22 protein-coding genes and 1 pseudogene are annotated in these 24,566 nt (G+C 62.1%); 14 read left to right on the top strand and 9 right to left on the bottom strand.

What is annotated here, in order from left to right; all coding sequences use genetic code 11:
- Positions 1 to 24: 24 nt before the first annotated feature.
- The 6 genes from GGI48_RS16565 to argE all read right to left on the bottom strand — a co-directional run bounded on the left by GGI48_RS16565 (position 25) and on the right by argE (position 7,390).
- Positions 25 to 990, bottom strand: a complete 966-nt coding sequence (locus GGI48_RS16565) for a sulfonate ABC transporter substrate-binding protein (RefSeq protein ID WP_016967639.1) — start codon at positions 988 to 990, stop codon at positions 25 to 27.
- Positions 991 to 1,081: 91 nt separating this feature from the next.
- Positions 1,082 to 1,675, bottom strand: coding sequence for an NADPH-dependent FMN reductase (ssuE, locus tag GGI48_RS16560; RefSeq protein ID WP_179599178.1), 594 nt, complete (start codon positions 1,673 to 1,675; stop codon positions 1,082 to 1,084).
- Between the two features lie 311 nt (positions 1,676 to 1,986).
- Entirely contained in the window at positions 1,987 to 2,625 is a 639-nt protein-coding gene (locus GGI48_RS16555) for a peroxiredoxin (protein WP_016967641.1), read from the bottom strand.
- A gap of 274 nt (positions 2,626 to 2,899) precedes the next feature.
- Positions 2,900 to 4,297, bottom strand: coding sequence for an OprD family porin (locus tag GGI48_RS16550; protein WP_092308556.1), 1,398 nt, complete (start codon positions 4,295 to 4,297; stop codon positions 2,900 to 2,902).
- Between the two features lie 498 nt (positions 4,298 to 4,795).
- A complete protein-coding gene (argA, locus tag GGI48_RS16545; protein WP_016967643.1) occupies positions 4,796 to 6,094 on the bottom strand; it encodes an amino-acid N-acetyltransferase in 1,299 nt (432 codons plus the stop codon).
- A gap of 141 nt (positions 6,095 to 6,235) precedes the next feature.
- The gene (argE, locus tag GGI48_RS16540; protein WP_179599176.1) at positions 6,236 to 7,390 is read right to left on the bottom strand and encodes an acetylornithine deacetylase; all 1,155 of its coding nucleotides are present in this window, start codon (positions 7,388 to 7,390) and stop codon (positions 6,236 to 6,238) included.
- Between the two features lie 159 nt (positions 7,391 to 7,549).
- Between argE and GGI48_RS16535 the strand changes: the two genes are divergently transcribed.
- A complete protein-coding gene (locus GGI48_RS16535) occupies positions 7,550 to 8,917 on the top strand; it encodes an inorganic triphosphatase (protein WP_016967644.1) in 1,368 nt (455 codons plus the stop codon).
- A gap of 10 nt (positions 8,918 to 8,927) precedes the next feature.
- Here the strand turns inward: GGI48_RS16535 and GGI48_RS16530 are convergent, their stop codons facing one another.
- A complete protein-coding gene (locus tag GGI48_RS16530) occupies positions 8,928 to 9,398 on the bottom strand; it encodes an Lrp/AsnC family transcriptional regulator (protein WP_016967645.1) in 471 nt (156 codons plus the stop codon).
- A 124-nt stretch (positions 9,399 to 9,522) separates the two neighbouring features.
- On the opposite strand from GGI48_RS16530, the gene GGI48_RS16525 reads away from it, so the two are divergent.
- From GGI48_RS16525 to GGI48_RS16500, 6 genes are all read left to right on the top strand, one after another.
- Positions 9,523 to 9,852: a hypothetical protein gene (locus GGI48_RS16525; RefSeq protein ID WP_179599174.1), complete on the top strand. Its 330-nt coding sequence runs from the start codon at positions 9,523 to 9,525 to the stop codon at positions 9,850 to 9,852.
- 111 nt (positions 9,853 to 9,963) lie between these two features.
- Complete coding sequence (locus tag GGI48_RS16520) at positions 9,964 to 11,742, top strand: GspE/PulE family protein (protein WP_179599172.1); 1,779 nt, start codon at positions 9,964 to 9,966, stop codon at positions 11,740 to 11,742.
- A gap of 77 nt (positions 11,743 to 11,819) precedes the next feature.
- Positions 11,820 to 13,427, top strand: a complete 1,608-nt coding sequence (locus tag GGI48_RS16515; protein WP_179599170.1) for a methyl-accepting chemotaxis protein — start codon at positions 11,820 to 11,822, stop codon at positions 13,425 to 13,427.
- A gap of 124 nt (positions 13,428 to 13,551) precedes the next feature.
- Positions 13,552 to 14,472, top strand: a complete 921-nt coding sequence (locus GGI48_RS16510) for an SPFH domain-containing protein (protein ID WP_047306628.1) — start codon at positions 13,552 to 13,554, stop codon at positions 14,470 to 14,472.
- Between the two features lie 10 nt (positions 14,473 to 14,482).
- A complete protein-coding gene (locus GGI48_RS16505) occupies positions 14,483 to 14,932 on the top strand; it encodes an NfeD family protein (RefSeq protein WP_016966056.1) in 450 nt (149 codons plus the stop codon).
- A 70-nt stretch (positions 14,933 to 15,002) separates the two neighbouring features.
- A complete protein-coding gene (locus GGI48_RS16500) occupies positions 15,003 to 15,320 on the top strand; it encodes a DUF2388 domain-containing protein (RefSeq protein ID WP_016966055.1) in 318 nt (105 codons plus the stop codon).
- A 71-nt stretch (positions 15,321 to 15,391) separates the two neighbouring features.
- On the opposite strand, the gene GGI48_RS16495 is transcribed toward GGI48_RS16500, so the two are convergent.
- Positions 15,392 to 16,066 (bottom strand): TetR/AcrR family transcriptional regulator, encoded by a 675-nt coding sequence (locus GGI48_RS16495; protein ID WP_179599169.1) that lies wholly within the window; start codon positions 16,064 to 16,066, stop codon positions 15,392 to 15,394.
- Positions 16,067 to 16,208: 142 nt separating this feature from the next.
- Between GGI48_RS16495 and GGI48_RS16490 the strand changes: the two genes are divergently transcribed.
- Positions 16,209 to 17,093, top strand: a complete 885-nt coding sequence (locus GGI48_RS16490; RefSeq protein ID WP_047306555.1) for a DAPG hydrolase family protein — start codon at positions 16,209 to 16,211, stop codon at positions 17,091 to 17,093.
- A 51-nt stretch (positions 17,094 to 17,144) separates the two neighbouring features.
- Here the strand turns inward: GGI48_RS16490 and GGI48_RS16485 are convergent, their stop codons facing one another.
- On the bottom strand, positions 17,145 to 17,747 hold the full coding sequence (locus GGI48_RS16485) for a TetR/AcrR family transcriptional regulator (protein ID WP_016966053.1): 603 nt from the start codon (positions 17,745 to 17,747) through the stop codon (positions 17,145 to 17,147).
- 462 nt (positions 17,748 to 18,209) lie between these two features.
- Between GGI48_RS16485 and GGI48_RS16480 the strand changes: the two genes are divergently transcribed.
- The 6 genes and pseudogenes from GGI48_RS16480 (at position 18,210) to GGI48_RS16455 (ending at position 24,563) form a co-directional block, all read left to right on the top strand.
- A complete protein-coding gene (locus GGI48_RS16480; RefSeq protein WP_016966052.1) occupies positions 18,210 to 19,298 on the top strand; it encodes a hydroxymethylglutaryl-CoA synthase in 1,089 nt (362 codons plus the stop codon).
- A 29-nt stretch (positions 19,299 to 19,327) separates the two neighbouring features.
- A complete protein-coding gene (locus GGI48_RS16475) occupies positions 19,328 to 20,524 on the top strand; it encodes a thiolase family protein (protein WP_016966051.1) in 1,197 nt (398 codons plus the stop codon).
- A 12-nt stretch (positions 20,525 to 20,536) separates the two neighbouring features.
- On the top strand, positions 20,537 to 20,977 hold the full coding sequence (locus tag GGI48_RS16470) for a Zn-ribbon domain-containing OB-fold protein (RefSeq protein WP_016966050.1): 441 nt from the start codon (positions 20,537 to 20,539) through the stop codon (positions 20,975 to 20,977).
- Between the two features lie 209 nt (positions 20,978 to 21,186).
- Positions 21,187 to 22,236 carry a type III polyketide synthase gene (locus GGI48_RS16465; RefSeq protein ID WP_016966049.1) on the top strand — a complete coding sequence of 350 codons (1,050 nt, stop codon included), beginning with the start codon at positions 21,187 to 21,189 and terminating at the stop codon, positions 22,234 to 22,236.
- A 111-nt stretch (positions 22,237 to 22,347) separates the two neighbouring features.
- Positions 22,348 to 23,624 (top strand): annotated as a pseudogene (locus GGI48_RS16460) (MFS transporter).
- Between the two features lie 6 nt (positions 23,625 to 23,630).
- Complete coding sequence (locus tag GGI48_RS16455; protein ID WP_016966047.1) at positions 23,631 to 24,563, top strand: fumarylacetoacetate hydrolase; 933 nt, start codon at positions 23,631 to 23,633, stop codon at positions 24,561 to 24,563.
- The last annotated feature ends 3 nt before the right edge of the window (positions 24,564 to 24,566 follow it).

The raw sequence follows: 24,566 nt of genomic DNA, 5'->3' as shown, positions 1-24,566 counted from the left end.
GGAGTTGTCTCCTAAGGGGTCGAATTACGGCGCTTTGGCCACGGCGGCAGTGGGCGTCCAGATCACGTCTTTGATGCTCAGCGGCTTGGGAATCAGCTTGAGCTGATAGAAGCTGTCGGCGATTTTCTGCTGCGCCCCGATCACCTCCGGAGTCAGGAAGCCCGCGCCGTAGCCCTGGCGCTTCACCGAGGTCAGGGTGATATCCGTGGACAGGCCGAGCAGTGGCGCCACCTGCTCGGTGACCTCCTGCGGATTGGCCTTGGACCACTCGCCCACCGCCCGCACTTCTTCCACCAGGGCCTTGATCACCTCGGGGTGCTGCTGTGCGTAGGGTTTGGTCGCCAGGTAGAACTGGTGGTTGTCGACGATGCCGCTGCCGTCACGCAGCGTGCGCGCCTGCAGTTGCTGCTCGGCCGCCGCCTGGTATGGATCCCAGATGACCCAGGCGTCGACGCTGCCACGCTCGAACGCGGCGCGGGCATCGGCCGGGGGCAGGAACACGGTCTGGATGTCGCTGTACTTGAGGCCGGCGTCTTCCAGGGCGCGGACCAGCAGGTAATGAACGTTGGAGCCCTTGTTCAGCACCACTTTCTTGCCCTTGAGGTCCTGCACCGACTTGATCGGCGAGTCCTTGGGCACCAGGATCGCCTCGCTATGGGGCGCCGGTGGTTCGTAGGCCACGTAGAGCAGATCGGCACCGGCGGCCTGGGCGAACACCGGCGGGGTTTCGCCGGTCACGCCGAAGTCGATGGAACCGACGTTCAGCCCTTCCAGCAACTGCGGACCACCCGGGAACTCGGTCCACTTCACGTCCACGCCTTGCTGCGCCAGGCGCTTTTCCAGGGTGCCCTTGGCCTTGAGCAGCACCAGGGTGCCGTACTTCTGATAACCGATACGCAGGGTGTCGGCTTGAGCTTGAACGATGGCGCCGAAGGACACAGCCGCAGCAAACAGAGCGACCAGACCGCGACGCAAAATGACAGGGCGCATGGCGCTCTCCTTTTTGCTGTGGGGGTTGTGGCTGCACCTGCTTGCCCGTTGGCGGGCGAGTAAGGTCAGTAGTTCAAATCAGGGGTGTGGCTCAAATGCTCCAGCGAGCACTCAACAGGCGTTCATTCAACAGATGCGGGTCCAGCGGCTTGGGGCGACGGGCCATGGCGCTGTGAAACTGCTCCAGAGCCTCTTTCAAACGCAGCTCCAGAGCCTCGGCCAGCTGCGGCTGGACACTGCCTTCGCCGTAGGCGATCTGGCTGTCCTCGGCAAAGATGCCCTGGAGCATCTCCTGGGCCTTGAGCGCCGAAAGCACCGGCTTCAGCGCGTAATCCACCGCCAGCATGCGGGCGATGCTGCCGCCGGTGGCCATGGGCAATACCACCTTGTGGCTCAGGGCACGCTCCGGCAGCAGGTCGAGCAGGGTTTTCAGGGCCCCGGAAAAAGACGCCTTGTACACCGGCGTGGCGATCAGCAAGCCGTCGGCCTGTTCGATCTGTTGCAGCAGGTCAATGACCTTGGGACTGTCGAAGCGGGCGTGGAGCAGATCCTCGGCCGGGAAGTCCCGCACCTGGTAGCTGACCACTTCCACGCCGTGCTGCTGTAACCAGCGCTTGGCCAACTCCAGCAGCACCCCGGAACGGGATCGCTGACTGGGACTGCCACCGAGAGAGACCACCAGCATTCGGGGGATTCCTTGAACAAGATAAGCGATTCGCGGGATGCGATCTCGCCGGACTGCACAGACCTTAACAGCCTATTTATATATCCATAAATCTTATTTTTTCATTTGTTTATTCTTTAAATGAATATAAGAAAGGATGATTTCCAGGCAAAAAAATAGGCCGTCGAAACGGCCTGAAAACCCCTGCTTTGTGGTTCTGTGACTCCTGCATTCTGCGCAGGAGCGGGCTTGCCCGCGAAAGGGTCCGCGACACTTGCATCGGCCTCACCGCCGCCTTCGCCGGCAAGCCGGCTCCTACAGCGGTGAGTGGGTCAGCGATTGGGTTGTGGAGTCAGGCGCAGGTAGGGCTTCACTGCGCGATAGCCTTTGGGAAAACGTCGCTTGATCTCGTCCTCGTCCTTGAGCGACGGCACGATCACCACTTCATCACCGTCCTGCCAGTTGGCCGGCGTGGCCACCTTGTAGTTGTCGGTCAGTTGCAGCGAATCGATCACCCGCAGAATTTCATGGAAGTTGCGCCCGGTGCTGGCCGGATAGGTGATGGTCAGGCGAATCTTCTTGTTCGGGTCGATGATGAACAGCGAACGCACGGTCAGGGTATCGCTGGCGTTGGGATGGATCAGGTCATAGAGGTCCGACACCTTGCGATCAGCGTCCGCCAGGATCGGGAAGTTGACCCGGGTGTTCTGGGTTTCGTTGATGTCCTCGATCCACTTGTGATGGGAGTCCACCGGGTCCACCGACAGGGCAATGGCTTTCACCCCGCGCTGGGCGAATTCGTCCTTGAGCTTGGCGGTAAAGCCCAGCTCGGTGGTGCACACCGGGGTGAAGTCCGCCGGATGAGAAAACAGCACGCCCCAGCTGTCGCCCAGCCACTCGTGGAAACGAATCTTTCCGGCACTGGAATCCTGTTCGAAGTCGGGGGCGATATCGCCCAGTCTGAGGCTCATGGCTGCTGCTCCTGTGAGTGCGTGATGGAGCTACTCTGCCTGCGCCAGAGTTTATTTAAAAAGAATAAATATCGATTTATTAAGAACTGGAAAGAATATTAAAAATCTCTTCACTGGACGCGCGCGCAGGCGAAGACCACCCTTCTCAACAAGGTTCGAGAAGGCCTTGAGTCGCTGTAAAAAGAGGGGAATTCAGGAAGGGCTCACGGGGGTGGGCCTGACTTGAAGCAATACCTCGCCCGGCGTTGCGCCGGGCGAGGCTTTCAACCCGCTATTACTTCAACGGGATCGAGTAGCTGACGATCAGACGGTTTTCGTCCTGGTCGCGCTGGCCCGGAATGTCGTTACGCCACATGGCGTTTTTCCAGGTCAGACCCAGGTTCTTCAGCGGACCTTGCGGCACCACGTAGGACAGGGTCAGGTCGCGTTCCCACTCGGTGCCACCGGTGCCCAGGGTGAGCTTCTGAGCAGCGCCGACTTTACCGGCGGTGTCGATGTTGTTGCCACGCAGGTAGATGATGCCGGCGGTCAGGCCAGGCACGCCAACCTTGGCGAAGTCATAGGCGTAGCGAGCCTGCCAGGTACGCTCGCCGGCACGGGCGAACTTCTGGATCTGCATGTCGGTGATGGTGCTGTTGGACGAGCCGTCACCCTGGTTCAGCCAAGGGAAGTCGCTGTCACCGTTGCTGTACTGGTAGCCGCCACCGAAGGTGTGACCTTCAACCGAGTACAGGGCCAGGTAGCTGTACAGGTTGTTGTCGACCTTACCCTTGGTGATTGCCGACAGGCCTTTGTCCGGGTAGTAGCCGGTGGTGTAGTAGGCAGCAGTGTCGCCGTTGGAGCCGTTGTCGCGGCTGCGGTAGTAGCGCAGGTCGCTTTTCAGTACGCCAGGACCGATGGACCAGTTGTGTACCAGGCCCAGGAAGTTCTGCGAGTAGAAGTCTTTCAGCTCACCGTAGTAGTACGAAGCGGTCAGATCCTTGGTGATCTTGTAGTCAGCACCAGCGTAGTAGAACTTGTTGCTGAACTTGCCGGCATCGTAGTTGGAGCTGGCGTTGGCACCGGCGATGGACAGGCCTTCGTTGTTGCTCGAGTTACGCCCTTTGGCGTGCTCGATCTGACCTGCGGTCAGGGTCAGGTCCTTGATCTCGTTCGAAGTGATCTGGCCACCCTGGAAGGTTTGTGGCAACAGACGACCGTCGTTGTACTTGATCACCGGGTTGTTTGGCTGCAGGGTGCCGATCTTCAGCTCGGTCTGGGAAACCTTGACCTTGCCGGTCAGGCCCAGGCTGGAGTAGTCGTTCACCGCTTGAGCGTTTTTGCCGCTGGAGGAGTGAGTCGGGAAAATGGTGCCGCCAGCAGATGTGGTGGTTGCGCCGTTGGTGCCGCCACCGGAATCCAGGCGCACGCCCAGCAGGCCGATAGCGTCCAGACCGAAACCTACGGTGCCTTCGGTGTAGCCAGAGGTGAAGTTGAAGATGAAGCCTTGGCCCCATTCTTCCTGCTTGTTCTGGGCTTTGGCGGCTTTGGTATCACCGTCACGGTTATCGGTATTGATATAGAAGTTACGCAGCCCCAAGGTGGCCTTGCTGTCTTCGATGAAACCGGCGGCGCCTGCCTGCTGCGCCAAAACCCCTACGGCCACAGCCAGGGCCAAGGTGGACTTGTTCATGTTTCGCTCCTCTCGTTTCTAATTCTTGTGGTTCCTGGCCCCGGATCGAACGCCCGGGTGCCACAGATGCGCGATTAGCGCCAGACCGTGACTGATAAGTCAATCGTAACGATCTGTGTCTACGACCATGGTCTAATCGCCGTAATTTGGTCCCTGCAGGGTAATGAATTACTCATAAACCCAAAAAGAATTGTTTAATTCTTTTTCATGCCTTTCAGGAATAAAGCTCGCCACTAATACGCTGAACGTCCCAGCGTAGACGCTCACGAGCTTATTGCTGAAAAGATTTTTCCCACTCTTGCGGCCATGATCCGATGCGTTTTGGGCGCAAAACGTCAAACAGGATCAAAAAAGCGACGCAATCATGGCTAAGAGCCTATCCTCCCGTCAATTTGTTACAGTTTTTGTATCGAAATGAAATTTTTCTGACATGTCCATAAAGCACAACGCCTCGATCCAGGGACCGAGGCGTTGCCGATTACGGAACGAGTGGAAGACTCAGAGAGCCTTCTCGAAGATCTTCGAATTGCGCTGATAGTTGTACAGCGAAGCCCTGGCCGAAGGCAGGCGCTCGACGCTGCTGGGCACAAAGCCCCGCTCACGGAACCAGTGCGCGGTGCGGGTGGTGAGAACGAACAAGGTTTTCAGGCCCTGGGCCCGGGCCCGGGCTTCGATCCTTTCCAACAGTTCATCGCCACGTTTGCCATGGCGATATTCCGGGTTCACCGCCAGACAGGCCAGTTCACCGGCATCGGAATCGGCAATCTGGTACAAGGCCGCGCAGGCAATGATCATGCCCTCGCGCTCGACCACGCTGAACTGTTCGATCTCGCGCTCCAGCACCTCGCGGGAGCGCCGCACCAGGATGCCTTGCTCTTCCAGCGGACTGATCAGATCCAGCAATCCGCCGACGTCTTCAATCGCCGCCTCGCGCACCCGCTCGAACTGCTCCTGGGCCACCAGGGTGCCGCCGCCATCGCGGGTGAACAGCTCGGTCAACAGCGCGCCATCTTCGGCATAGCTGACGATATGGCTGCGCCCCACCCCGCCACGGCAAGCCTCGGCGGCGGCATCCAAAAGCTCGGCCTGGTAATTGCTGCCCAGGCGCTGCAGGTGGGCTGGCACCTGTTGTGGACGCAGCTCGCGCACCAGCTTGCCGTTTTCATCCAGCAGCCCAGGGTCGGCACCGAACAGCAGCAGCTTGTCGGCCCCCAGGTCGATGGCGGCACGGGTCGCCACGTCCTCGCAGGCCAGGTTGAAGGTTTCGCCGGTGGGCGAATAACCCAGGGGCGACAGCAGCACGATGGAGCGTTCATCCAGCAGGCGGTTGATGCCCTTGCGGTCGACCCGGCGCACTTCGCCGGTGTGGTGGAAATCGACGCCTTCCAGCACGCCGATCGGACGCGCCGTCACCAGGTTGCCGCTGGCCACCCGCAAGCGCGAGCCCTGCATTGGCGAGGAAGCCATGTCCATGGACAGGCGCGCCTCGATGGCGATGCGCAACTGGCCGACGGCGTCGATCACGCATTCCAGGGTCGCCGCATCGGTGATGCGCAGGCCGTGATGGTAATGCGGGGTCAGGCCACGAGCCGCCAGGCGCGCTTCGATCTGCGGGCGCGAACCGTGCACCAGCACCAGACGCACCCCCAGGCTGTGCAGCAGCACCAGGTCGTGAACGATATTGCCGAAGTTGGGGTGTTCAACACCGTCGCCCGGGAGCATGACCACAAAGGTGCAATCCCGGTGAGCGTTGATGTAGGGAGACGCGTGGCGAAGCCAATTGACGTATTCGGGCATGAACCTGAGCCTGTAAATAAATAGCAGCCTATAAAAGGACGAAACGGAAAACGCACAGCGGGCTGATGGTTATCGTCGGAACAGGCTTGGCAACACGCTTACTCTCCTCAATGGGTACGGACAGGAACACCGGCAATTTACTTAAATCGGGGCCGGTGTCAGGCAGTAATGTTCGATCAATTCTCGTAATAGATGCACGGTAGGCTGCAAGCGTGACATTTCGAGGTATTCCCCAGGCTGGTGGGCACAGGCGATATCACCCGGACCGAGCACCAGCGTCTCGCAGCCAAGGCGCTGAAGATAAGGCGCTTCGGTGCCAAACGCCACTGCTTCGGCGCGATGCCCGGTCAGCCGCTCCGCCACTCGCACCAGCTCGGCATCCTCGGGCTGCTCGAACGGCGGCACGGCGGGAAACAGCGGTGCATAGTCGATCTGCACTTCATGGCGCTGGGCGATCGGCACCAGCTTCTGACGAATGGCTTCGCGCAACATCTGCGGGTCCATGCCCGGCAACGGGCGCAGGTCGAACTCCAGGGAACATTGGCCACAGATGCGATTGGGGTTGTCGCCACCATGGATGCAGCCGAAGTTCAGGGTCGGCTGCGGCACGCTGAACTGCGGATTGCGGTATTCGCGTTGCCACAGCAGCCGAAGCCCGCGCAGCTCGCCGATGGCGTCGTGCATCGCTTCCAGGGCACTGCGGCCCAGGCTCGGGTCGGAGGAGTGACCGCTGCGCCCGAGAATATCGATGCGCTCCATCATGACCCCCTTGTGCAGGCGGATCGGCTTGAGCCCCGTGGGTTCGCCGATCACCGCGGCGCGTCCCAGGGGCCGCCCGGCTTGGGCCAGGGCCCGCGCCCCGGCCATGGAGCTCTCTTCGTCGCAAGTGGCCAGGATCAGCAGCGGCTGCTTGAACGGCTGCTCCAGCAACGGCCGCACCGCCTCGATGATCAGGGCGAAAAAGCCCTTCATGTCGCAACTGCCCAGACCGACCCAGCGGCCGTCGACCTCGGTCAGCTTCAGCGGATCGGTCTGCCACAGCGCGGCGTCGAATGGCACGGTGTCGCTGTGCCCGGCCAGCACCAGCCCACCAGGACCACTGCCGTAGCTGGCCAGCAGGTTGAACTTGCCGGGGCTGACCGGCTGGATATCGCAGCTAAACCCGAGGTCGCCGAGCCAGCCGGCCAGCAACTCGATCACCGCTCGGTTGGACTGGTCCAGCGCAGGCTGGGTGCAGCTCACCGACGGCGCGGCGATCAGTGCAGCGAACTGCTCCTTCAAGGACGGCAATGGCATGAGCTGGCTCCGGAAATCCCAAGATGAGCAGCATCATAGAGGCATCCGGCGAGAGGAAGGAACCGTCGTGGCGCCTCCACGCGCCCGCTCCTGTACACTGCACGGCCTTGGCAGCCAACTCTTCCTCCGGCTGCACTCCCGATCCTGGATTTTCCGGCCATGCAGAAAGAAACCGAAATCAAACTCCGCGTCAGCCGCGAAACCCTCGCCGCCCTGCGCGAGCACCCGCTCCTGAAAAAACGCAACAAAAGTGGCTGGGAACGCCGTGAGCTGATGAACCAGTACTTCGACACCCCAGAGCGCGACCTGGCCCGGGCCAAAGTCGCCCTGCGCCTGCGCCGCGACGGCGACGCGGTGATCCAGACTCTCAAGACCAGCGGCCAGAGCGTCGCCGGCCTGTCCGAACGCAACGAGTACGACTGGCATCTGCCCAAAGCCAAGCTCGACCTGAAGAAACTCGACGGCGAATGCTGGCCAGAAGCCCTCGCCGAGCTGGACAAAAAGACCCTCAAGCCGCTGTTCACCACCGATTTTGTCCGCGAGCGCGCGGAAATCGCCTGGGGCCGGGGCAAGGCCAAGGTGGTGATCGAGGCCGCCCTGGATCTGGGCCAGGTGATCGCCGGCAAGCACAAGGAAGAAATCTGCGAGCTGGAGCTGGAACTGCGCGAAGGCGAGCCGGCCGCGCTGCTGGAACTGGCCGCGGAACTGGCCCTCACCCTGCCGTTGATGCCCTGCGACATCAGCAAGGCCGAGCGCGGCTATCGCCTGTTCGATGCCGGCAGCTACTCCCTGAGCCTGCCGGCGCCACAGCTGAGCGCCGAAACCCCGCTGGACGACGCTTTCGCCGCCCTGGCCTGGCATCTGCTGGGCAGCAGCCAGCGCCTGGCCGAACAATATCGTTTCAACGGCCACTGGCGCCTGCTGCAGGACTGGGTCGACAACCTCGCCGAATTGCGGGCCCTGGCCAGCAGCCTGGGCCAGGCCGCGCCGCGCCAGTCCACCGCGGAACTGCGCAGCGCCCTGGATGCCCTGCTGGAAGACTGGCGCCCTCTGGTGCAGGCCGGCCTGGATGACGAAGACGTGCGCAAGGCCGCGCCGGAGCAGTTCATGGAAGAGCTGCAGGACGTGCGCTGGGGCCTGTTCTCCCTGAACACTTCGCGCTGGCTGCTGGCCCGGGCCTGGACCGCCGAGCGCAACACCCGTGGCAACCGCCAGGGCGCGGCGCAACTGGGCAGCTGGCTGCCACGCCTGCTGGCCGAAGAGGCCAGCTCCCTGCAACTGCCGCGCTACCAGCAGCAGCCCGAGGACCTGGCCGAGCAGCTGCCGCGGATCGAACGCATCCAGGCCTGGCTGCACCACGCCCGCGCCGCGCTGGAGATTGCGGAGCTGGATCGCCTCTACGGTGAACTGAACAAGCTGGCCCAACTGGCCAACGAACCGATCACCGACGAAGCCCTCGATGCGCGCAAGCAGCAAGCCATCGCGGTGTTCCAGAACCGCGCCTGGAAGACCCTGCTGCGCCTGTAATCGATCACCCTCAACGCAATACCGGCAGGCTGGTGGTGGACTTGATCTCCGACAGGGCGACGATCGAGTTCACCTCCTGAATGCCCGGCACCATGGACAGCTTCTCGAAGAAGAACCGCTCGTAGGCTTCGATATCCGCCGTCACGATGCGCAACAGGAAGTCCACCGCGCCCATCAGCACATAACACTCCAGCACCTCGGGAAAACCGCGAATGGCTTCGGTGAACTCGGTGAAGTTGGAGCGTCCATGGGCGTTGAGCTTGACCTCGGCAAAGATCTGCGTGTTCAGGCCAATCTTCTTGCGGTCGAGCAGGGTCACCTGGCCGCGAATCACCCCTTCATCCTTCATGCGCTGAATCCGCCGCCAGCAAGGCGACTGGGACAACCCCACCTGTTCGGCAATCTGGGCACTGGAAAGCGATGCGTCGTCTTGCAGCAACGCAAGGATCCGGCGATCGTAGGCATCCAGCTCGCTTTGCATAACCAACCCCCAAAAACGTTAAAAATCGAATCAGACAATTCGTCAGCAGGCGAATTGAGTGCATCTTAGATAAGAAAAACCCGAAACCGAATGTAAAAATTTCTCCACTGACCTGGAGATCGCCATGCCCCTGCACAACCCCGCCACGAGCCCATCGACCCGCGCCGATGTCTGGAACCACGACAATGCCCAGTGCCACGTGCACTACCAGCTGTTCGCCGATGTCGAGGCCGACGTGCTGTGCCGGGTGCTCAACCATTTCGCCCTGCAACTCTTGGTGCCGCAGCGGGTCGCGGTCATCCAGCAGGACGACACGCTGCATATAGAAGTGGAACTCGCGGGCCTGAGCTGGCACCGGGCCCGAGTGATCGGCGACAAGTTGCGCAACCTGATCAGTGTCAGCTCGGTGGAGCTGCAATTGGTCGAGACCTCGCGCCTGCAGGCTACCGGCTGAGCCCGGTAAAACCCTGCAACCCTTGGCCCGCTGGGGCGCCGTCCGATGTGACTATTCTTGGCAGTCGACGACCAGAGAACCGACTCTGGACCACGCTCCCAAGGAGTTCCCATGACCGCAGCCCAGGTGTCCCCGGACCGCTGGCTGGATCTCAGCGAGCTACTGAGTGACCTGCTGGCCCAGGAGCGCATCAGCCAGGACGCCGCCGAACAGGCCATGAGCGCCCGGCGCCAAGGGGCCGACCCGCACCTGCATCCTCTTGAACTCATCGCCAGCCAGCAGTTGCCCGACCGACAGCAGCCAGGGCGACACCTGGACCTGGACAGCCTCAGCGCCTGGCTGGCGCGGCAGGCGGGCCAGCCCTACCTGCGCATCGATCCGCTACGGATCGACGTGGCCGGCATCACCCCCTTGATGTCCTTCGCCTTCGCCCAACGGCACAAGATCCTCGCCGTGGCGGAGGATGCCCACAGCGTTACCGTGGCCAGCGCCCAGCCCTATGTCAGGGGCTGGGAGGCCGATCTGGCCCAGGTGCTCAAGCGCCCGATCCGACGGGTCGTGGCCAGCCCGGCGGAGATCCAGCGCCTGACCCTGGAGTTCTATCGCCTGGCCAAGTCGGTCAGCGGCGCCAGCAATGAACAGAAGACCCGCGGCCCGGGCAACTTCGAACAGCTGCTCAAGCTGGGCGCCAACGATCAGGCACCGGATGCCGACGATGCCCACATCGTCAACATTGTCGACTGGCTGTTTCAGTACGCGTTCCAGCAACGGGCCAGCGACATTCATATCGAACCGCGTCGCGAACACGGCACCCTGCGCTTTCGCATCGACGGTGTGCTGCACAACGTCTATCAGTTTCCGCCCCTGGTCACCCTGGCCATGGTCAGCCGCCTCAAGAGCCTGGGACGCATGAACGTCGCAGAAAAGCGCAGGCCCCAGGACGGCCGGATCAAGACCCGCCCTCCCGCAGGCAGCGAAATCGAGCTGCGCCTGTCGACCCTGCCCACGGCCTTCGGCGAGAAACTGGTCATGCGCATCTTCGATCCCCAGGTGCTGCTCAAGGACTTCGACCAATTGGGCTTTGGCGCCGACGACCTGAGCCGCTGGCAGGCCATGACCTCCCAGGCCCACGGCATCATCCTGGTCACCGGGCCCACCGGTTCGGGCAAGACCAGCACCCTCTACACCACCCTGAAGCAGCTGGCGACGCCTGAAATCAACCTGTGCACCATCGAGGATCCGATCGAGATGATCGAGCCGGCCTTCAACCAGATGCAGGTCCAGCCCAACATCGACCTGAGTTTTTCCAGCGGTGTACGGGCGCTGATGCGCCAGGACCCGGACATCATCATGATCGGCGAGATTCGCGACCTGGAAACCGCGGAAATGGCCATCCAGGCCGCGCTCACCGGGCACCTGGTGCTGTCCACCCTGCACACCAACGACGCCCCGGCCGCCATCAGCCGCCTGCTGGAACTGGGCGTGCCGCCCTATTTGCTCAGGGCCACCCTGGTCGGGGTCATGGCCCAGCGCCTGGTGCGCACCCTGTGCCGACACTGCAAGGCCCCCGCCGAACTCGCCAGCGATGACTGGCACAACCTGATCCATCCCCGGCAATCGCCGCCACCGCGCCATGGCATGCGGGCCGTGGGCTGCGCCGAGTGCCGGGGCACCGGCTATCACGGACGCACGGCGGTCTACGAAGTCATGCCCTTGAGCGCCGCGCTCCGGGCCCTGATCCAAAGCGACCTCGACCTCGCCGATCTGCGTCGCCAGGCCGCCGAGGACGGCATGCACAGCCTGCGCCAGGCCGCCGCACGCAAACTCGCCGAAGGCCTGACCAGTTTCGAGGAGGTATTGCGGGTCACGCCGCAGAACCCTGGCGGGTAGCCGAGAACTCGCCCGGCGGCGAACCCCGGGCACTGGACTACGCTTGAATTACCGCCAAAACGAGCAGGAAGCCAGGCATGAATATTCGGCAAAACATGATCGCCTCCGGGGTCCTCAGCCTACTGGCCATTGCCCTGGTGGCGGGCCTCGGTCTGTGGGGACAATCGCGCCTGGCCGGCGCACTGCAGGACAATGAACTCAATGCCAGCGCCCTGCGCAACCACCTGGAGGCCGACATGATGCACGACGCCCTGCGCGCCGATGTGCTGGAGGCGCTGAGCAGCGAGCCCGGCGACAGTGCGGCCGGCGAGGAGGTGCGTAGCAGCCTGCGCGAACACGGCGACTGGTTCCGCAAGGCGCTGGCGGAAAACGCCAAACTGCCCCTGGCGCCGGATATCCGCGATGCCATCAGCGAGCTGCAACCGGTCCTGGAGAACTACATTCATGCCGCCGAGAGCATCGCCGAACAGGCGCTCAAGGATCCGCAGGCGGCACGCCAGCACATGCTGGAGTTTTCCCAACGCTTCAGCGAAGTGGAAACCCGCAACACGGCGCTGAGCAGCAAGATCGAAGCGATTTCGGCACAAACTCGCCAAGACAGTGAACATGCCGTGCGCCAGGCGGCCGCTTGGCTGATCGGCGGCAGCCTGATTGCCGCCCTGATCCTGTGCCTGCTGACCCGTCAGTTGCTCATTCGGGTACTCAAGCCTCTGGAAAAGTCCGTCGCCACCGCCCGGGCCATCGCCCAGGGCAACCTGACCACCGTCATCAGTATCGACAGCCGGGACGAAGCCGGGCAGTTGCAGCAGGCCCTGGGTGAAATGCAGGACAACCTGCGGCAGATGATCACCACCATCCGCCACGAGAGCGAGGAGCTGCGAGGACGCTCCCACAGCCTCAGCGACACCTCGCTGGGCATTGCCGACGGCGCCACCGAGCAGGCCGACGGCGCCACCAACATGGCCGCCGCCATGGAACAGATGATCAGCAACATTGCCCAGGTCGCCGAGCACGCGCGCAATGCCCAGAGCATTGCCGCTCAGTCCGAATCCCTGGCCGGCAGCGGTGGCCAGGTGATCCTCGGGGTGGTGGACGGCATGAGCCACATCGCCGAAGCGGTGAACAACTCGTCCCAGAGCATCACCGCCCTGGGACAGTCCTCGGAAGAGATCCATTCGATCATCCAGGTGATCAACGGCATTGCCGAGCAGACCAACCTGCTGGCCCTGAATGCCGCCATCGAGGCGGCCCGGGCCGGCGAGGCCGGACGCGGATTTGCCGTGGTCGCCGACGAAGTGCGCAACCTCGCGGCGCGCACCGCGCAATCCACCCGGGAGATCACCGGCATGATCCAGCGCATCCGCGAAACCACCGAACAAGCGGTGAGCAGCATGCAAACCGGGGTCAGCCGGGTCAACGACGGGGTGCACATGGCCCAGCAGGCGGGGACATCGATCAATGAGATTCGCCAGGGCGCGCAACGCTCGGCGCTGATGGTGGAAGAGATTTCCCACACCATTGGTGAGCAGTCCAAGGCCGGCAGCGAAGTGGCCCAGCGGGTGGAAATGATCAGTCAGGTGGCGCGGCGCAACAGCCAGGCCATGCGGGACCTGACCCTCACGGTGGAGCAGATGGAAAACTCCGTGGCCACTTTGCAGACGTCGGTCACCCGCTTCCGGCTTTGAGCGGATCGGCGCGGTGTTGTGTGTCCTGATGATGCAAGGGCCAAGGTATCCCAACGCCAGAACCGGCAGCCCTCTACACTCGTGCTCGCCGTCCCCATGAGCAATGACTGAGCAGGTGAATGTGATGCAGATAGGAAGCGTACTGTTACTTTTCGTCGCCCTGGCGGTGGCCCTGGTCTTCATGGGCTTCAAGGTTGTGCCGCAAGGCTATCAATGGACCGTGGAGCGTTTCGGCCGCTACACCAATACCCTCAAGCCGGGGCTGAACATCATCATTCCGGTGATGGACCGCATCGGTCGCAAGATCAACGTCATGGAAAGCGTGCTGGACATTCCCCCCCAGGAAGTCATTACCGCCGACAACGCCACGGTGCAGATCGACGCCGTGTGCTTCTTTCAAGTGGTCAACACGGCCCAGGCCGCCTACGAGGTCAACAACCTGGAGCACGCCATCCGCAACCTGCTGCAGACCAATATCCGTACCGTGCTCGGCTCCATGGAGCTGGACGCGATGCTCAGCCAGCGTGACGGCATCAACGAGAAACTCCTGCGCACCGTCGACGAAGCCACCGCGCCCTGGGGCATCAAGATCACCCGGATCGAGATCAAGGACATCAGCCCACCGGCCGACCTGATGGCGGCCATGTCCGGGCAGATGAAGGCCGAACGGGTCAAGCGCGCACAGATCCTCGAAGCCGAAGGCCTGCGGGCGGCGGCCATCCTCACGGCCGAAGGCAAGAAACAGGCGCAGATCCTGGAAGCCGAGGGCGAGCGTCAGGCGGCGTTTCTCGAATCCGAAGCCCGGGAGCGTCAAGCCGAGGCCGAGGCCCGGGCGACCCAGGTGGTGTCCGAGGCGATCGCCAGCGGCAACGTCCAGGCGATCAACTACTTCGTGGCGCAAAAGTACATCGATGCCCTGGGCAAGCTGGCGGCGGCCAACAACAGCAAGGTGATCCTGATGCCGCTGGAGGCCAGCCAGGTGATCGGCGCCGTGGGCGGCATTGGCGAAATCGTCAAAGCCACGTTCGACGGCAAGAAAGGCTGAGGCACGCACTATGCTGGCATACCTGCAAACCCTGTCGTTCTGGGACTGGCTCGCCCTGGGCACCCTGCTGCTGATCTTCGAGGTGTTCGGTGCTGGCGGCTACCTGCTATGGATAGGGCTGGCCGCCGCTTTCGTCGGGGCCCTGACCTTCCTGGTTCCCGGCCTGTCCTGGGAAGTGCAGTTTTTCCTGTTCGGCCTGCTGTCGGTGCTGACGGCGCTGTACTGGTGGCGACGTCAGCGCAACGTGGTCCGCCCCAGCGACCAGCCGAACCTGAACCTGCGGGGCCAGGAACTGATCGGCAAGACCTTCGTCGTGCATCAGGCGATCCTCAATGGCCGCGGCCGGATCAAGGTCGCCGACGGGGTGTGGATCGCCAAGGGCGCCGACGCGCCGGTGGGGGCCCGGGTGCGGGTGATAGGTCAGGAAGGGGCCATTCTGCTGGTCGAAAACCTTGACTGACAGGTCACGGAACTCCGCTGGTGTATCTAGAATCAAACGGTGCAGATAACCCCAGTTGGAGTCACCCATCATGCGTCTGAAAATAGCTGTCGCCACCCTTGCCTTGCTGTCCCTTCCCGTTGGTTCGGCAATGGCCGACACCTTCTGGCGTAACGTCATTTCCTCCGGCGCCACCACCGGCTCCACTTACCTGACCTTCAAGGACCACAAACTGATCGTCGCCGCCCAGGACGACGCCGGTAGCTTCGTCGCCAGCGAAGGCAGCATCCGCGGCCCGTACCTGGAAGCCGCCATGCAGAAAGTCCGCGCCGACAACCCTGGCCTCAAAGCCACCGACATGGAGCTGGCCAACGCCATCCTGGCCAAGAACGCCGTCGCCCAGGAGTAAGCACCGGCCCGGAAATCGCCGAACAGGAACGCCGACCTCAGGGTCGGCGTTTTTTTTGCCCGGACAACGGCCTAGACGGGAGTCGAAGCCCGAGACACGGCAGCCAGGCCGGCCAGGGCGTAACTCATCATGTGCTCGATCAACGCAGGCGGATCGAGCGCCAACCCCGGCAACACATGGCGCGTCAGCGGCTCATGGGCAATCAGCAGGAACAGGCATGGCGCAAACACGCTGACCGCGCTGCGCAGTGTGGCCGGGTCGTCCGGCGGCAGTTGCATGATCTGGCCGAGAATGTTTCGCACGATCTGGGCCTTGGGAAAGGCTTGCTCCTCCAGCACCTCCGGCAACACCGACGAGGGCGACAGCAGCTCGCGGGTCAGCACCTTCAGCGCCCAGCCCTCGCGCTGGTTGGCCAGCCCCTCGATCAGCACGGTGATGATCGCGCGCAGCTTGTCCTCGGCGCGCTCCTGGCTCTCGCTCAGGGTGATCATGGTCTCGATCCGCAGCAGGCGGTCATGGGCCTCGCGCAACACCGCCCGATACAGGCCGTCCTTGTTCTCGAAGTGATAATTGACCGAGGCATTGTTGGCCCTGGAGTTCTCGCAGATCTGCTTGCTGGTGGTATTGGCGTACCCCAGCTCGGCAAAGAGCTGGCCGGCGGTTTCCAGAATCTGCTGGCGAGTCGCCTGGCCATCCTGGCGCGGTGCACGGGCCGCAGGCGTCTGCGGGGAAGCGGAAAGAGCCATGGCTTTCTCACTAAGTTAAATTCAAATTTGACTTTTGTTTATGCACTGCTTAGCTACAAAGCGCCAGTTTCTCGTGCAACCACGATTGAGGGAGTACAGGAAGATGCCGGCCTCTCGTCTATTCAAGCCAAAGGATATCAGCATGGAAGCGCGCGTCATGACCCCCTTCACCTACTTCTCCTTGCCCATGCAGAAGCTGTTCCTGCGCAACCAGGCGGCGGTCAGGAACAAGCCGTATGCCAAATACTTCCGCTCGGAAATGCGCGTGCCACTGTCCGCCGTGCGCAAGATCCAGCAAGGCCCGATGGACCTCAAGGACACCCTGACCCCGAGTGTGGAGGACATCAATCGCCTGCTCGACCCGGACTTCGTCAGCGAAGAGTCCGGCTACGCCCTGCTGCCGGGCCCGATGGCCTATGTGCAGAGCCGCAAGTTCTTCCCCGGTTGCACCGCGCAGATGTTCAAGTGGTGGTTCATGTGGCACCCGGCGGAAGCGCAGCGCTATACCCTGTGGTTCCCCTACGCCCATGTCAGCAATCCATGCGTGAACCACCAGCGCCTGGGTGACGCGTCCTTGAGTTTCGAGGAGCGCTTGTACGGCAACACCTTCTGCGCCTCGGAATATGTTGGCGACCGCCTGATGCACCTGCACATCGATTTCAAGGAGCCGGCCAGCCTGGGCCTGGACCCGGACCTGTATCGCGAAGCGAAAATCGATGGCAGCGTCAGCGCCCTGATGAGCCTGGCCGAGCATCCGCAGGTGCCGGTGTCACTGATGGTGCATCTGTTCAAGGAGGTGCCAGGCGGCATGTACCTGACCAGCCGCTACTGGGTTGGCTCGCACCCCTCGATGGCCCGCTTTCCCGGGGCAGAAAAAGCATCGGCGCTGCTCAAGGAAAGTGGTTTCGGCGAAACCGAGCTGGAAACCCTGGCCTATGAGTTCGCCGTTCACGACATGTGCGAGTTCAATCATCTGGCCAGCTTTCTGCCGGACCTGTATCGGGAGTTCGCTGCCGCTTCAGCCTGAAACATCCGTCATTGAGCCCGCATCCTGTGCAGGCTCAATGCTCTCAAGGAATCAACGTTGCGCGCCAGAACAGACACCGTTGATCAGTAAATCAGTGAATTCCTCAATATCCTGTTCCGCAGTCAACTGCTCGGTCAGCAGCCGATACCAGCAAAAACCGAAAATCATATCGAGCAGCAATTCACGGTTGGTGTCCTTGGGCAATTCACCATTGCTGATGGCATTTTCCACCAGTTTTTTCGGCATCTCCCTTCTGCGCTCCATGAACTGATCCTTGAGTTGGGTCAATGTCGCTGGATCCAACTGAGCTTCGGCAATCACACAGCGAAACGCCTCGCCACAAATGGTTTCTCGCCAAACTTTCCAGAGATTACGCAGTAAAAAGTCGAGATCTGCCTTGAATGAGCCGAGATCAGGAAACTTTCTTACCTGCTCGCTCTCGTTTTCATAGACTTCCGCGATCAACGCCGCTTTGTTCGACCACCACCGATAAATCGTCGGCTTGCTGGCACCCGCCCGGCGCGCGACCGACTCAATGCTGAGTCCGGAATAACCGCATTCCTTGAGGATCTCGATGGTGGAACTGAGGATGGCTTTGTGGGTATGCGGACTTCGCAAAGAGCCGATGGAGCTGCGAGATGGGGTACGAGCCACAATAAAAAATCTCCAGGCAGGGCGCTTGACAAACGCAACGCAGGGTATAGGATTCCCTCGAATCGAAATGAAACGGTCCGTTTCGTTTCATTCTTGAAAGAATCATGAAATTCTTGCACCGATCCATCTAGTTCTTGAAATTTCTCGTAAGGGTTGAGCGGATCAGGCCTTTTAACTCAGAGTCTCTCAAATTCGAGGCTTGAAGCCTTTTCTCTCAAGAGACTGGATCGTCTGAAATTATTATTAAACGAAACGTTCCGTATCATAGCACGATGAGGTGAAGAAAAACAGCTTTCGAGTGGCTTTTCCCCTCTTTGGAGCCTGCGGTAAAACCCCTCTGGACTGAGGGTTTACGCGGTGCCGACCAGAGTCAGGCAGCAAAAACTGTTTTCCGTATGTTTCAAGGGTGCTTCTGAGCAAGCACGACCCAGTTTTCTCAAAAAGAATGGAATCAAGAGGAAAATGAACGTGAAAAAAGTAGGCATTGTCAGCTACGGCGCGGCTGTTCCGGTATGCCGTCTCAAAGTTCAGGACGTCATCAACGTCTGGAAAAACACCGACCTCAAGCTGGTGGAGGAAAACCTCGGCGTCAGCGAACGAGCGGTGCTGCAGCCGGATGAAGATGTCATCACCCTTGGCGTGCTGGCGGCGCAACGGGCCCTCGACAAAATCCCCGGTCATGAACTCCAGGCCCTCTATCTGGGTACTTGCACCAACCCCTACGATTCTCGGGCTTCGGCCTCGATCATCCTGGAAATGCTCGGCAGCGGTTACGACGCCTACTGCGCCGACGTGCAGTTCGCCGGCAAGTCCGGCACCTCAGCCCTGCAGATCTGCCAGGCCCTGGTGGCCTCCGGCATGACCGGCAGCGCCCTGGCCATCGGCGCCGACACCATCAACCGCAACACCGCACCGGGCGACCTGACCGAGTCCTATGCCGGGGCCGGCGCCGCGGCATTGCTGATCGGCAATCAGAATGTCATCGCCGAATTCGACGCCAGCTTCTCCTGCGCCGCCGATATCGCCGACAACATCCGCCCCCAAGGCGATCGCTATATCCGTTCCGGGATGGGCCTGGGCTCGGACAAGAACAGCATCGGCCTGGAAGACCAGACCCGCCGCGCCGCCGAGGGCCTGATGGCCAAGCTGCATACCAGCCCGGCCGATTATGACTATGTGGTGTTCCAGCAAAACCTGGTGTCCACGCCCTATTCCCTGGGCAAGCACCTGGGCTTCAACCCCAAGCAAGTGGAACCGGGGATCTATGCCGGCAGCGTTGGCGACACCGGTTCGGCCAGCCCGCTGCTCGGCCTGATCAACGTGCTGGACCAGGCCCGTCCGGGGCAGAAGATCCTCATGGTGTCCTATGGTTTCGGCGCCGGCAGTGACGCCATCGCCCTGACCGTCACCGACGCCATCGAGCAGTACCAGAAGCACAACAAGCCCCTGCGCGAACTGCTCGAAACCAAGACCTATGTCGATTACGGCACCTCCATCAAGTACGAGTTCAAGTACCTGCGGGCTGACTACGCCCTGACCGCCTACCTCTGATTACGCCTGTCTACGCAAGGAGCATGCACATGTGCGCACGTCGTGTTGCAATCGTTTCGGCCGCCTATACGCCGAAGCCCGGAAGTTCACGAGTTCGGCAGACGTTCAAGGAAATGATCGTCGAGTCCGCTTACAAGGCCCTCAAGGACGCCAAGATGCACCCCCGGGAAATCCAGGGCGTCGCCTACGGTTACCACGGTGAAGGCATCTCCGAATATGGCGGCCTGGGCCCGACCATCTCCGACGCCCTGGGCATCAGCCCGGCGCCGACCTTCATGAGCACCGCCAACTGCACCAGCAGCTCGGTGTCGTTCCAGATGGGCCACCAGATGGTCGCGTCCGGTGAGTACGACATCGTCCTGTGCGGCGGCTTCGAGAAAATGACCGATCACTTCAACTACGCCGAATACATCGGCTCCAGCACTGAATGTGAATACGATTACTTCCTCGGCATCTCCCACACCGACGCCTTCGCCCTGGCCACCGCCGAGTACTTCCAGAAGTTCGGCTACGCCGGTCGCGAGGCTGATGTACTGGCCACGTTCGGCCGGCAGATGCGGGTCTATGCCCACAACACGCCGACCGCCACCCGCTACGGCCAGCCGATCCCCACCCTGGAAGCGCTGAAGAACAGCGAAGCCTGCGGCTCGATGCTGGCCTGGGGCGAGGCCAGTGGCTGCGCGATCCTGGTGGCCGAGCACCTGGCCCACAAGTACACCGACAAACCGGTGTTCGTCCGCGGCTGCGCCTACACCGGGGTTTCGCACTACTTTGGCACGCGCTTCCACAATCCGACCCTGCACCACCCGGGCCTGCCCAAGGACGTGGGCATGGCCGTCTCGGCCAACTCCATCGCCTGCGCGGAAATCGCCTACAAGAAAGCCGGGATCACCGCCAAGGACATCGACGTGGCCCAGGTCTACGACCTGCTCGGCGCCGGGCTGATCCAGATGGAATCCATGGGCATCTGCGGCAAGGGCCAGGCCGGCGACTTCGTGCTCGAAGGCGGCATCGCCCTGGACGGCCAACTGCCGCTGAACACCGACGGCGGCAACATCGGCCGCGGCCATGCCTCCGGCTGCGACGGCATCCTGCACATCACCGAGCTGTTCCGGCAGCTGAGGGGTGAATCCGACAACCAGGTCAAGGGCGCACGCATCGGCGTGTCGCAGAACCTTGGCGGTTACGCGGCGCACAACTCAGTGATTGTCCTCTCGAACGACTAAGGAGCCCGGACCATGTCCATGTACCCAGAACAGATCCACAGAATGACTACCGCCAGCATGCTCCGCGAATGGCGCGAGCATGGCGGCAAGTACCGCCTCGAAGGCAGCCAGTGCGAAGAGTGCAACGAGATCTTCTTCCCAAGGCGCACCGTCTGTGGCGCCTGCAATTCCCTGAGCGTGAAGCCTTACCGCTGCAAGCGCACGGGCAAGATCGAAGTCATGGCCCACGCCGAGAACCCGGTCCTGGCCGCCATGGGTTATGGCGAAACCGTGCCGCGCGTCATGGCCATGGTGCGCCTGGACGACGGCCTGGTGATCGCCTCGGAGATCGTCGACGTCTGCGATCCGCACCAACTGAAAGTCGGCGCGCCGGTGCGCATGGTGATTCGCAAGCATGTGCGCGAAAGCAACCTGGCCTGGCAATACGCTTATAAGTTCGTACTGGATATATAAGTTGTTGTTCAAGGTGCCTTTATATAAGGCACCTTGAAGTTAGCCATTAAAATAAAATCCAACTTAAAAGTTACATCAACGGCCGCTTCACGCCTCGAAGTTGCCTTAAGGTCCTGATTTCCTTTAGGGCCTACAGATTCCTGTGCCTATTAACGGGGAACGATCCCCACCCCTTAACTTATTGGCTTACTTAGAGCCAAGGACCCATCATGTCTACTCTTTGCCTCCCACACGTCATGTTTCCGCAACACAAGATCACCCAGCAGCAGATGGTTGATCACCTGGAAAACCTGCACGCCGACCATCCGCGCATGGCCCTGGCCAAACGCATGATCGCCAACACCGAAGTCAACGAGCGCCACCTGGTGCTGCCGATCGACGAGCTGGCGGTGCACACCGGCTTTACCCACCGCAGCATCGTCTACGAGCGTGAAGCGCGGCAGATGTCGTCGGCCGCAGCGCGCCAGGCCATCGAGAATGCCGGGTTGCAGATCAGCGACATCCGCATGGTGATCGTCACCTCCTGCACCGGCTTCATGATGCCGTCGCTGACCGCGCACCTGATCAACGACCTCGGCCTGCCCAATTCCACCGTGCAACTGCCCATCGCCCAGCTGGGCTGCGTGGCCGGCGCCGCGGCCATCAACCGGGCCAACGATTTCGCCCGGCTCGATGCGCGCAACCACGTGCTGATCGTGTCCCTGGAGTTCTCTTCGCTGTGCTACCAGCCGGACGACACCAAGCTGCACGCCTTCATCTCCGCGGCGCTGTTCGGCGATGCGGTGTCGGCCTGCGTGCTGCGCGCCGATGACCAGGCCAGCGGCTTCAAGATCAAGAAGACCGAGTCGTTCTTCCTGCCCAAGAGCGAGCACTACATCAAGTACGACGTGAAGGACACCGGCTTCCACTTCACCCTCGACAAGGCGGTGATGAACTCGATCAAGGATGTGGCGCCGGTGATGGAGAAGCTCAACTACGACAGCTTCGAACAGAACTGCGCGCACAACGACTTCTTCATCTTCCACACCGGTGGCCGCAAGATCCTCGACGAACTGGTGATGCACCTGGACCTGGCCTCGAACCGGGTGGCGCAATCGCGCAGCAGCCTGTCGGAAGCCGGCAACATTGCCAGCGTGGTGGTGTTCGACGTGCTCAAGCGCCAGTTCGATTCCAATCTGAAGCAGGGCGACATCGGCCTGCTGGCGGCCTTCGGCCCGGGCTTCACCGCAGAAATGGCGGTAGGCCAGTGGACCGCCTGAAGTAGCGCCCTGCGTCTGTCCGACCCGAGGTTGCCGGGCTGCACGGCCCCCTCGGGTCGCACCCTAACGGCGCCCCGCGCCGGGTTCATGGTTTCACAAGGAAGCTGAGCGATGAACACTGGAATACCGACCACGGCTGCCGACAGCCGTTACGAAAGAACCATGGTGCTGCTGCTGTCACTGAGCTTCGGGCTGGTGGGGCTGGACCGCTTCATCATCCTGCCGCTGTTCCCGGTGATCATGCACGACCTGCAACTGGACTATCAGGACCTGGGCTACCTGTCCGCCGCGCTGGCCTTGACCTGGGGGCTGTCCGCCCTGGGCATGGGCGGCGTGATCGAGCGCCTGGGCACCCGCCGCGTGCTGGTGATCTCCATCACCGTGCTGTCGCTGCTGTCCGGCTTCTCCGCGCTGGCCAGCGGGGTACTCGGGCTGGTGATCCTGCGCGGGCTGATGGGCATCTGCGAAGGCGCCTTCACCCCGACCAGCATCATTGTCACCAACGAAGTCTCGCGCCCCGACCGGCGCGGCCTGAACCTGGGTATCCAGCAGGCGCTGTTTCCGATCCTCGGCCTGTGCCTGGGGCCGCTGATCGCCGCCGGCCTGCTGCAACTGACCGGTTCCTGGCGCGCGGTCTTCGCGATCATCGCCCTGCCCGGCCTGCTCCTGGCCGGCTACCTGTGGAAGGCCTACCGGCCGCTGCCGGCAACACCCCGTAGCGCCTCCGACGCCAGCGCCGGGAGCCAATGGCTGGCGGCCTTCAAGAGCGGCAACGTCAGCCTGAACATCCTCATCATGTTCTGCACCTCACTTGCCAGTTCGTGCTTTGCGCCATGCTGCCCAGCTACCTGACCGACCATCTGCACCTGCAGAACCTGTCCATGGCCCTGGTCATCTCGGCCATCGGCCTGGGCGGCTTCATCGGCCAGCTGATCATTCCCGGCCTGTCCGACCGCCTCGGGCGCAAGCCGGTGGTGTCGGTGTGCTTCATGACCAGCAGCACCCTGGTGGGCCTGCTGATCGTCAGCCCGGCGATTCCCTGGCTGCTGTTCCTGCTGCTGTTCCTGCTGTCGTTTTTCAATTTCAGCCTGATCTGCATGACGGTGGGCCCGCTGACCAGTGAATCCGTGGCCCCGGCCCTGCTGCCGACGGCGACCGGGATTGTCGTGGGTTTCGGCGAGATCCTCGGCGGCGGCCTGTCACCGGCCGTGGCCGGGTTTGCCGCCAGCCATTTCGGCCTGCCGTCGATCCTGTACGTGGCCCTGAGCGGCAGCCTGGCCGGCTTGTTGCTGTCGTTGCTGCTCAAGGACAGTGCGCGCCAGCCCCAGCGCGCCAAGGCCCCAGGGCCGCTGCCTATCCTCCCCGCCCGCTTGCCCCTCAAGGACTAGAGAATCATGGACGATTACCTGCTGTTGCTGGATGTCTGCCACAAGGATCAGCGCGCCATCGGGCTGTTCGACTTTCACAATGGCCAGAGCCTGCGTGCCCTTTCCGAACATGGCGGGCTGTACGAGACGTTGCAGTTCTGCGCTCGCCGCCATCTGAGCTGGAGCGAACACCTGCGCGGCCTTCCGGCCCATCCCCAGCTGCCTGCCGAAGGCCTTGTGCAAGGACCGCTGCGCCCGCCGCTCAAGCCCAGCGACAGCCTGCTGGCCCAGGTCTGCGAGGTCACCCTGAACACCGCGCACACGCACCAGGGCTGGTTCTACAAGGGCAACGGCAACCTGCTCAAGACCGATGGCGAGGCGCTGACGATCCCCTACCACGCCCTGAGCATCAGCAGCCAGCCGGGGGTGGTCTGTGTGTACCTGGTGGATCACTTCAAGCAACTGCGGTTTGTCGGTTTCAGCCTGGGCCAGGACATCCACGACCCGCTGTTGAGCCGCCAGGACGCCAGTGCCTGCGCGCAATCGCGGCTGCGCCAATGCGCCATCGCCCCGGCGCTGATCCTTGGCGAGCTGCAGCACAGCCTGTCGCTCAATGTCCGGGTGGAACGCCAGGGCGCGCAGTTGTCCTACCTCAGCTACCACCTCGATCTGCAGAGCTGGTGGGCGCTGCGCAAGTATTCCCAGACGTTCCTCGAACAAAACGAGCAGTTCCTGCAACCGGGCATGGTCCACTACGTGTTCCACAGCGCCAGCCGGCGCGAGAACGAACTGCAACTGCAGCACGGCGACTGGCTGGACCTGGACTGCCCGGAGCTGGAGCTGGGCCTGAGCAACCAGGTCAGCGAAGAAGAGCTGCTGCACCTCTATCCCCTGGAGAGCCAGCCACACCGGGGCCGCGCCCAGGGCACCCGCCCGACGCGGCTACGCCAGCACTACTGAGGC

It is taken from the genome of Pseudomonas protegens, assembly GCF_013407925.2.
In the GTDB taxonomy this organism is placed as follows: Bacteria; Pseudomonadota; Gammaproteobacteria; order Pseudomonadales; family Pseudomonadaceae; genus Aquipseudomonas; species Aquipseudomonas fluorescens_AP.
This window is presented reverse-complemented; position numbering and strand designations above follow the sequence as displayed.

Excerpts from the sequence above, each read along its gene's own strand:
- GGI48_RS16565 (WP_016967639.1), bottom strand. The coding sequence starts at position 990 with ATGCGCCCTGTCATTTTGCGTCGCGGTCTGGTCGCTCTGTTTGCTGCG.
- ssuE (WP_179599178.1), bottom strand. The coding sequence starts at position 1,675 with ATGCTGGTGGTCTCTCTCGGTGGCAGTCCCAGTCAGCGATCCCGTTCC.
- GGI48_RS16555 (WP_016967641.1), bottom strand. The coding sequence starts at position 2,625 with ATGAGCCTCAGACTGGGCGATATCGCCCCCGACTTCGAACAGGATTCC.
- GGI48_RS16550 (WP_092308556.1), bottom strand. The coding sequence starts at position 4,297 with ATGAACAAGTCCACCTTGGCCCTGGCTGTGGCCGTAGGGGTTTTGGCG.
- argA (WP_016967643.1), bottom strand. The coding sequence starts at position 6,094 with ATGCCCGAATACGTCAATTGGCTTCGCCACGCGTCTCCCTACATCAAC.
- argE (WP_179599176.1), bottom strand. The coding sequence starts at position 7,390 with ATGCCATTGCCGTCCTTGAAGGAGCAGTTCGCTGCACTGATCGCCGCG.
- GGI48_RS16535 (WP_016967644.1), top strand. The coding sequence starts at position 7,550 with ATGCAGAAAGAAACCGAAATCAAACTCCGCGTCAGCCGCGAAACCCTC.
- GGI48_RS16530 (WP_016967645.1), bottom strand. The coding sequence starts at position 9,398 with ATGCAAAGCGAGCTGGATGCCTACGATCGCCGGATCCTTGCGTTGCTG.
- GGI48_RS16525 (WP_179599174.1), top strand. The coding sequence starts at position 9,523 with ATGCCCCTGCACAACCCCGCCACGAGCCCATCGACCCGCGCCGATGTC.
- GGI48_RS16520 (WP_179599172.1), top strand. The coding sequence starts at position 9,964 with ATGACCGCAGCCCAGGTGTCCCCGGACCGCTGGCTGGATCTCAGCGAG.
- GGI48_RS16515 (WP_179599170.1), top strand. The coding sequence starts at position 11,820 with ATGAATATTCGGCAAAACATGATCGCCTCCGGGGTCCTCAGCCTACTG.
- GGI48_RS16510 (WP_047306628.1), top strand. The coding sequence starts at position 13,552 with ATGCAGATAGGAAGCGTACTGTTACTTTTCGTCGCCCTGGCGGTGGCC.
- GGI48_RS16505 (WP_016966056.1), top strand. The coding sequence starts at position 14,483 with ATGCTGGCATACCTGCAAACCCTGTCGTTCTGGGACTGGCTCGCCCTG.
- GGI48_RS16500 (WP_016966055.1), top strand. The coding sequence starts at position 15,003 with ATGCGTCTGAAAATAGCTGTCGCCACCCTTGCCTTGCTGTCCCTTCCC.
- GGI48_RS16495 (WP_179599169.1), bottom strand. The coding sequence starts at position 16,066 with ATGGCTCTTTCCGCTTCCCCGCAGACGCCTGCGGCCCGTGCACCGCGC.
- GGI48_RS16490 (WP_047306555.1), top strand. The coding sequence starts at position 16,209 with ATGGAAGCGCGCGTCATGACCCCCTTCACCTACTTCTCCTTGCCCATG.
- GGI48_RS16480 (WP_016966052.1), top strand. The coding sequence starts at position 18,210 with ATGAACGTGAAAAAAGTAGGCATTGTCAGCTACGGCGCGGCTGTTCCG.
- GGI48_RS16475 (WP_016966051.1), top strand. The coding sequence starts at position 19,328 with ATGTGCGCACGTCGTGTTGCAATCGTTTCGGCCGCCTATACGCCGAAG.
- GGI48_RS16470 (WP_016966050.1), top strand. The coding sequence starts at position 20,537 with ATGTCCATGTACCCAGAACAGATCCACAGAATGACTACCGCCAGCATG.
- GGI48_RS16465 (WP_016966049.1), top strand. The coding sequence starts at position 21,187 with ATGTCTACTCTTTGCCTCCCACACGTCATGTTTCCGCAACACAAGATC.
- GGI48_RS16455 (WP_016966047.1), top strand. The coding sequence starts at position 23,631 with ATGGACGATTACCTGCTGTTGCTGGATGTCTGCCACAAGGATCAGCGC.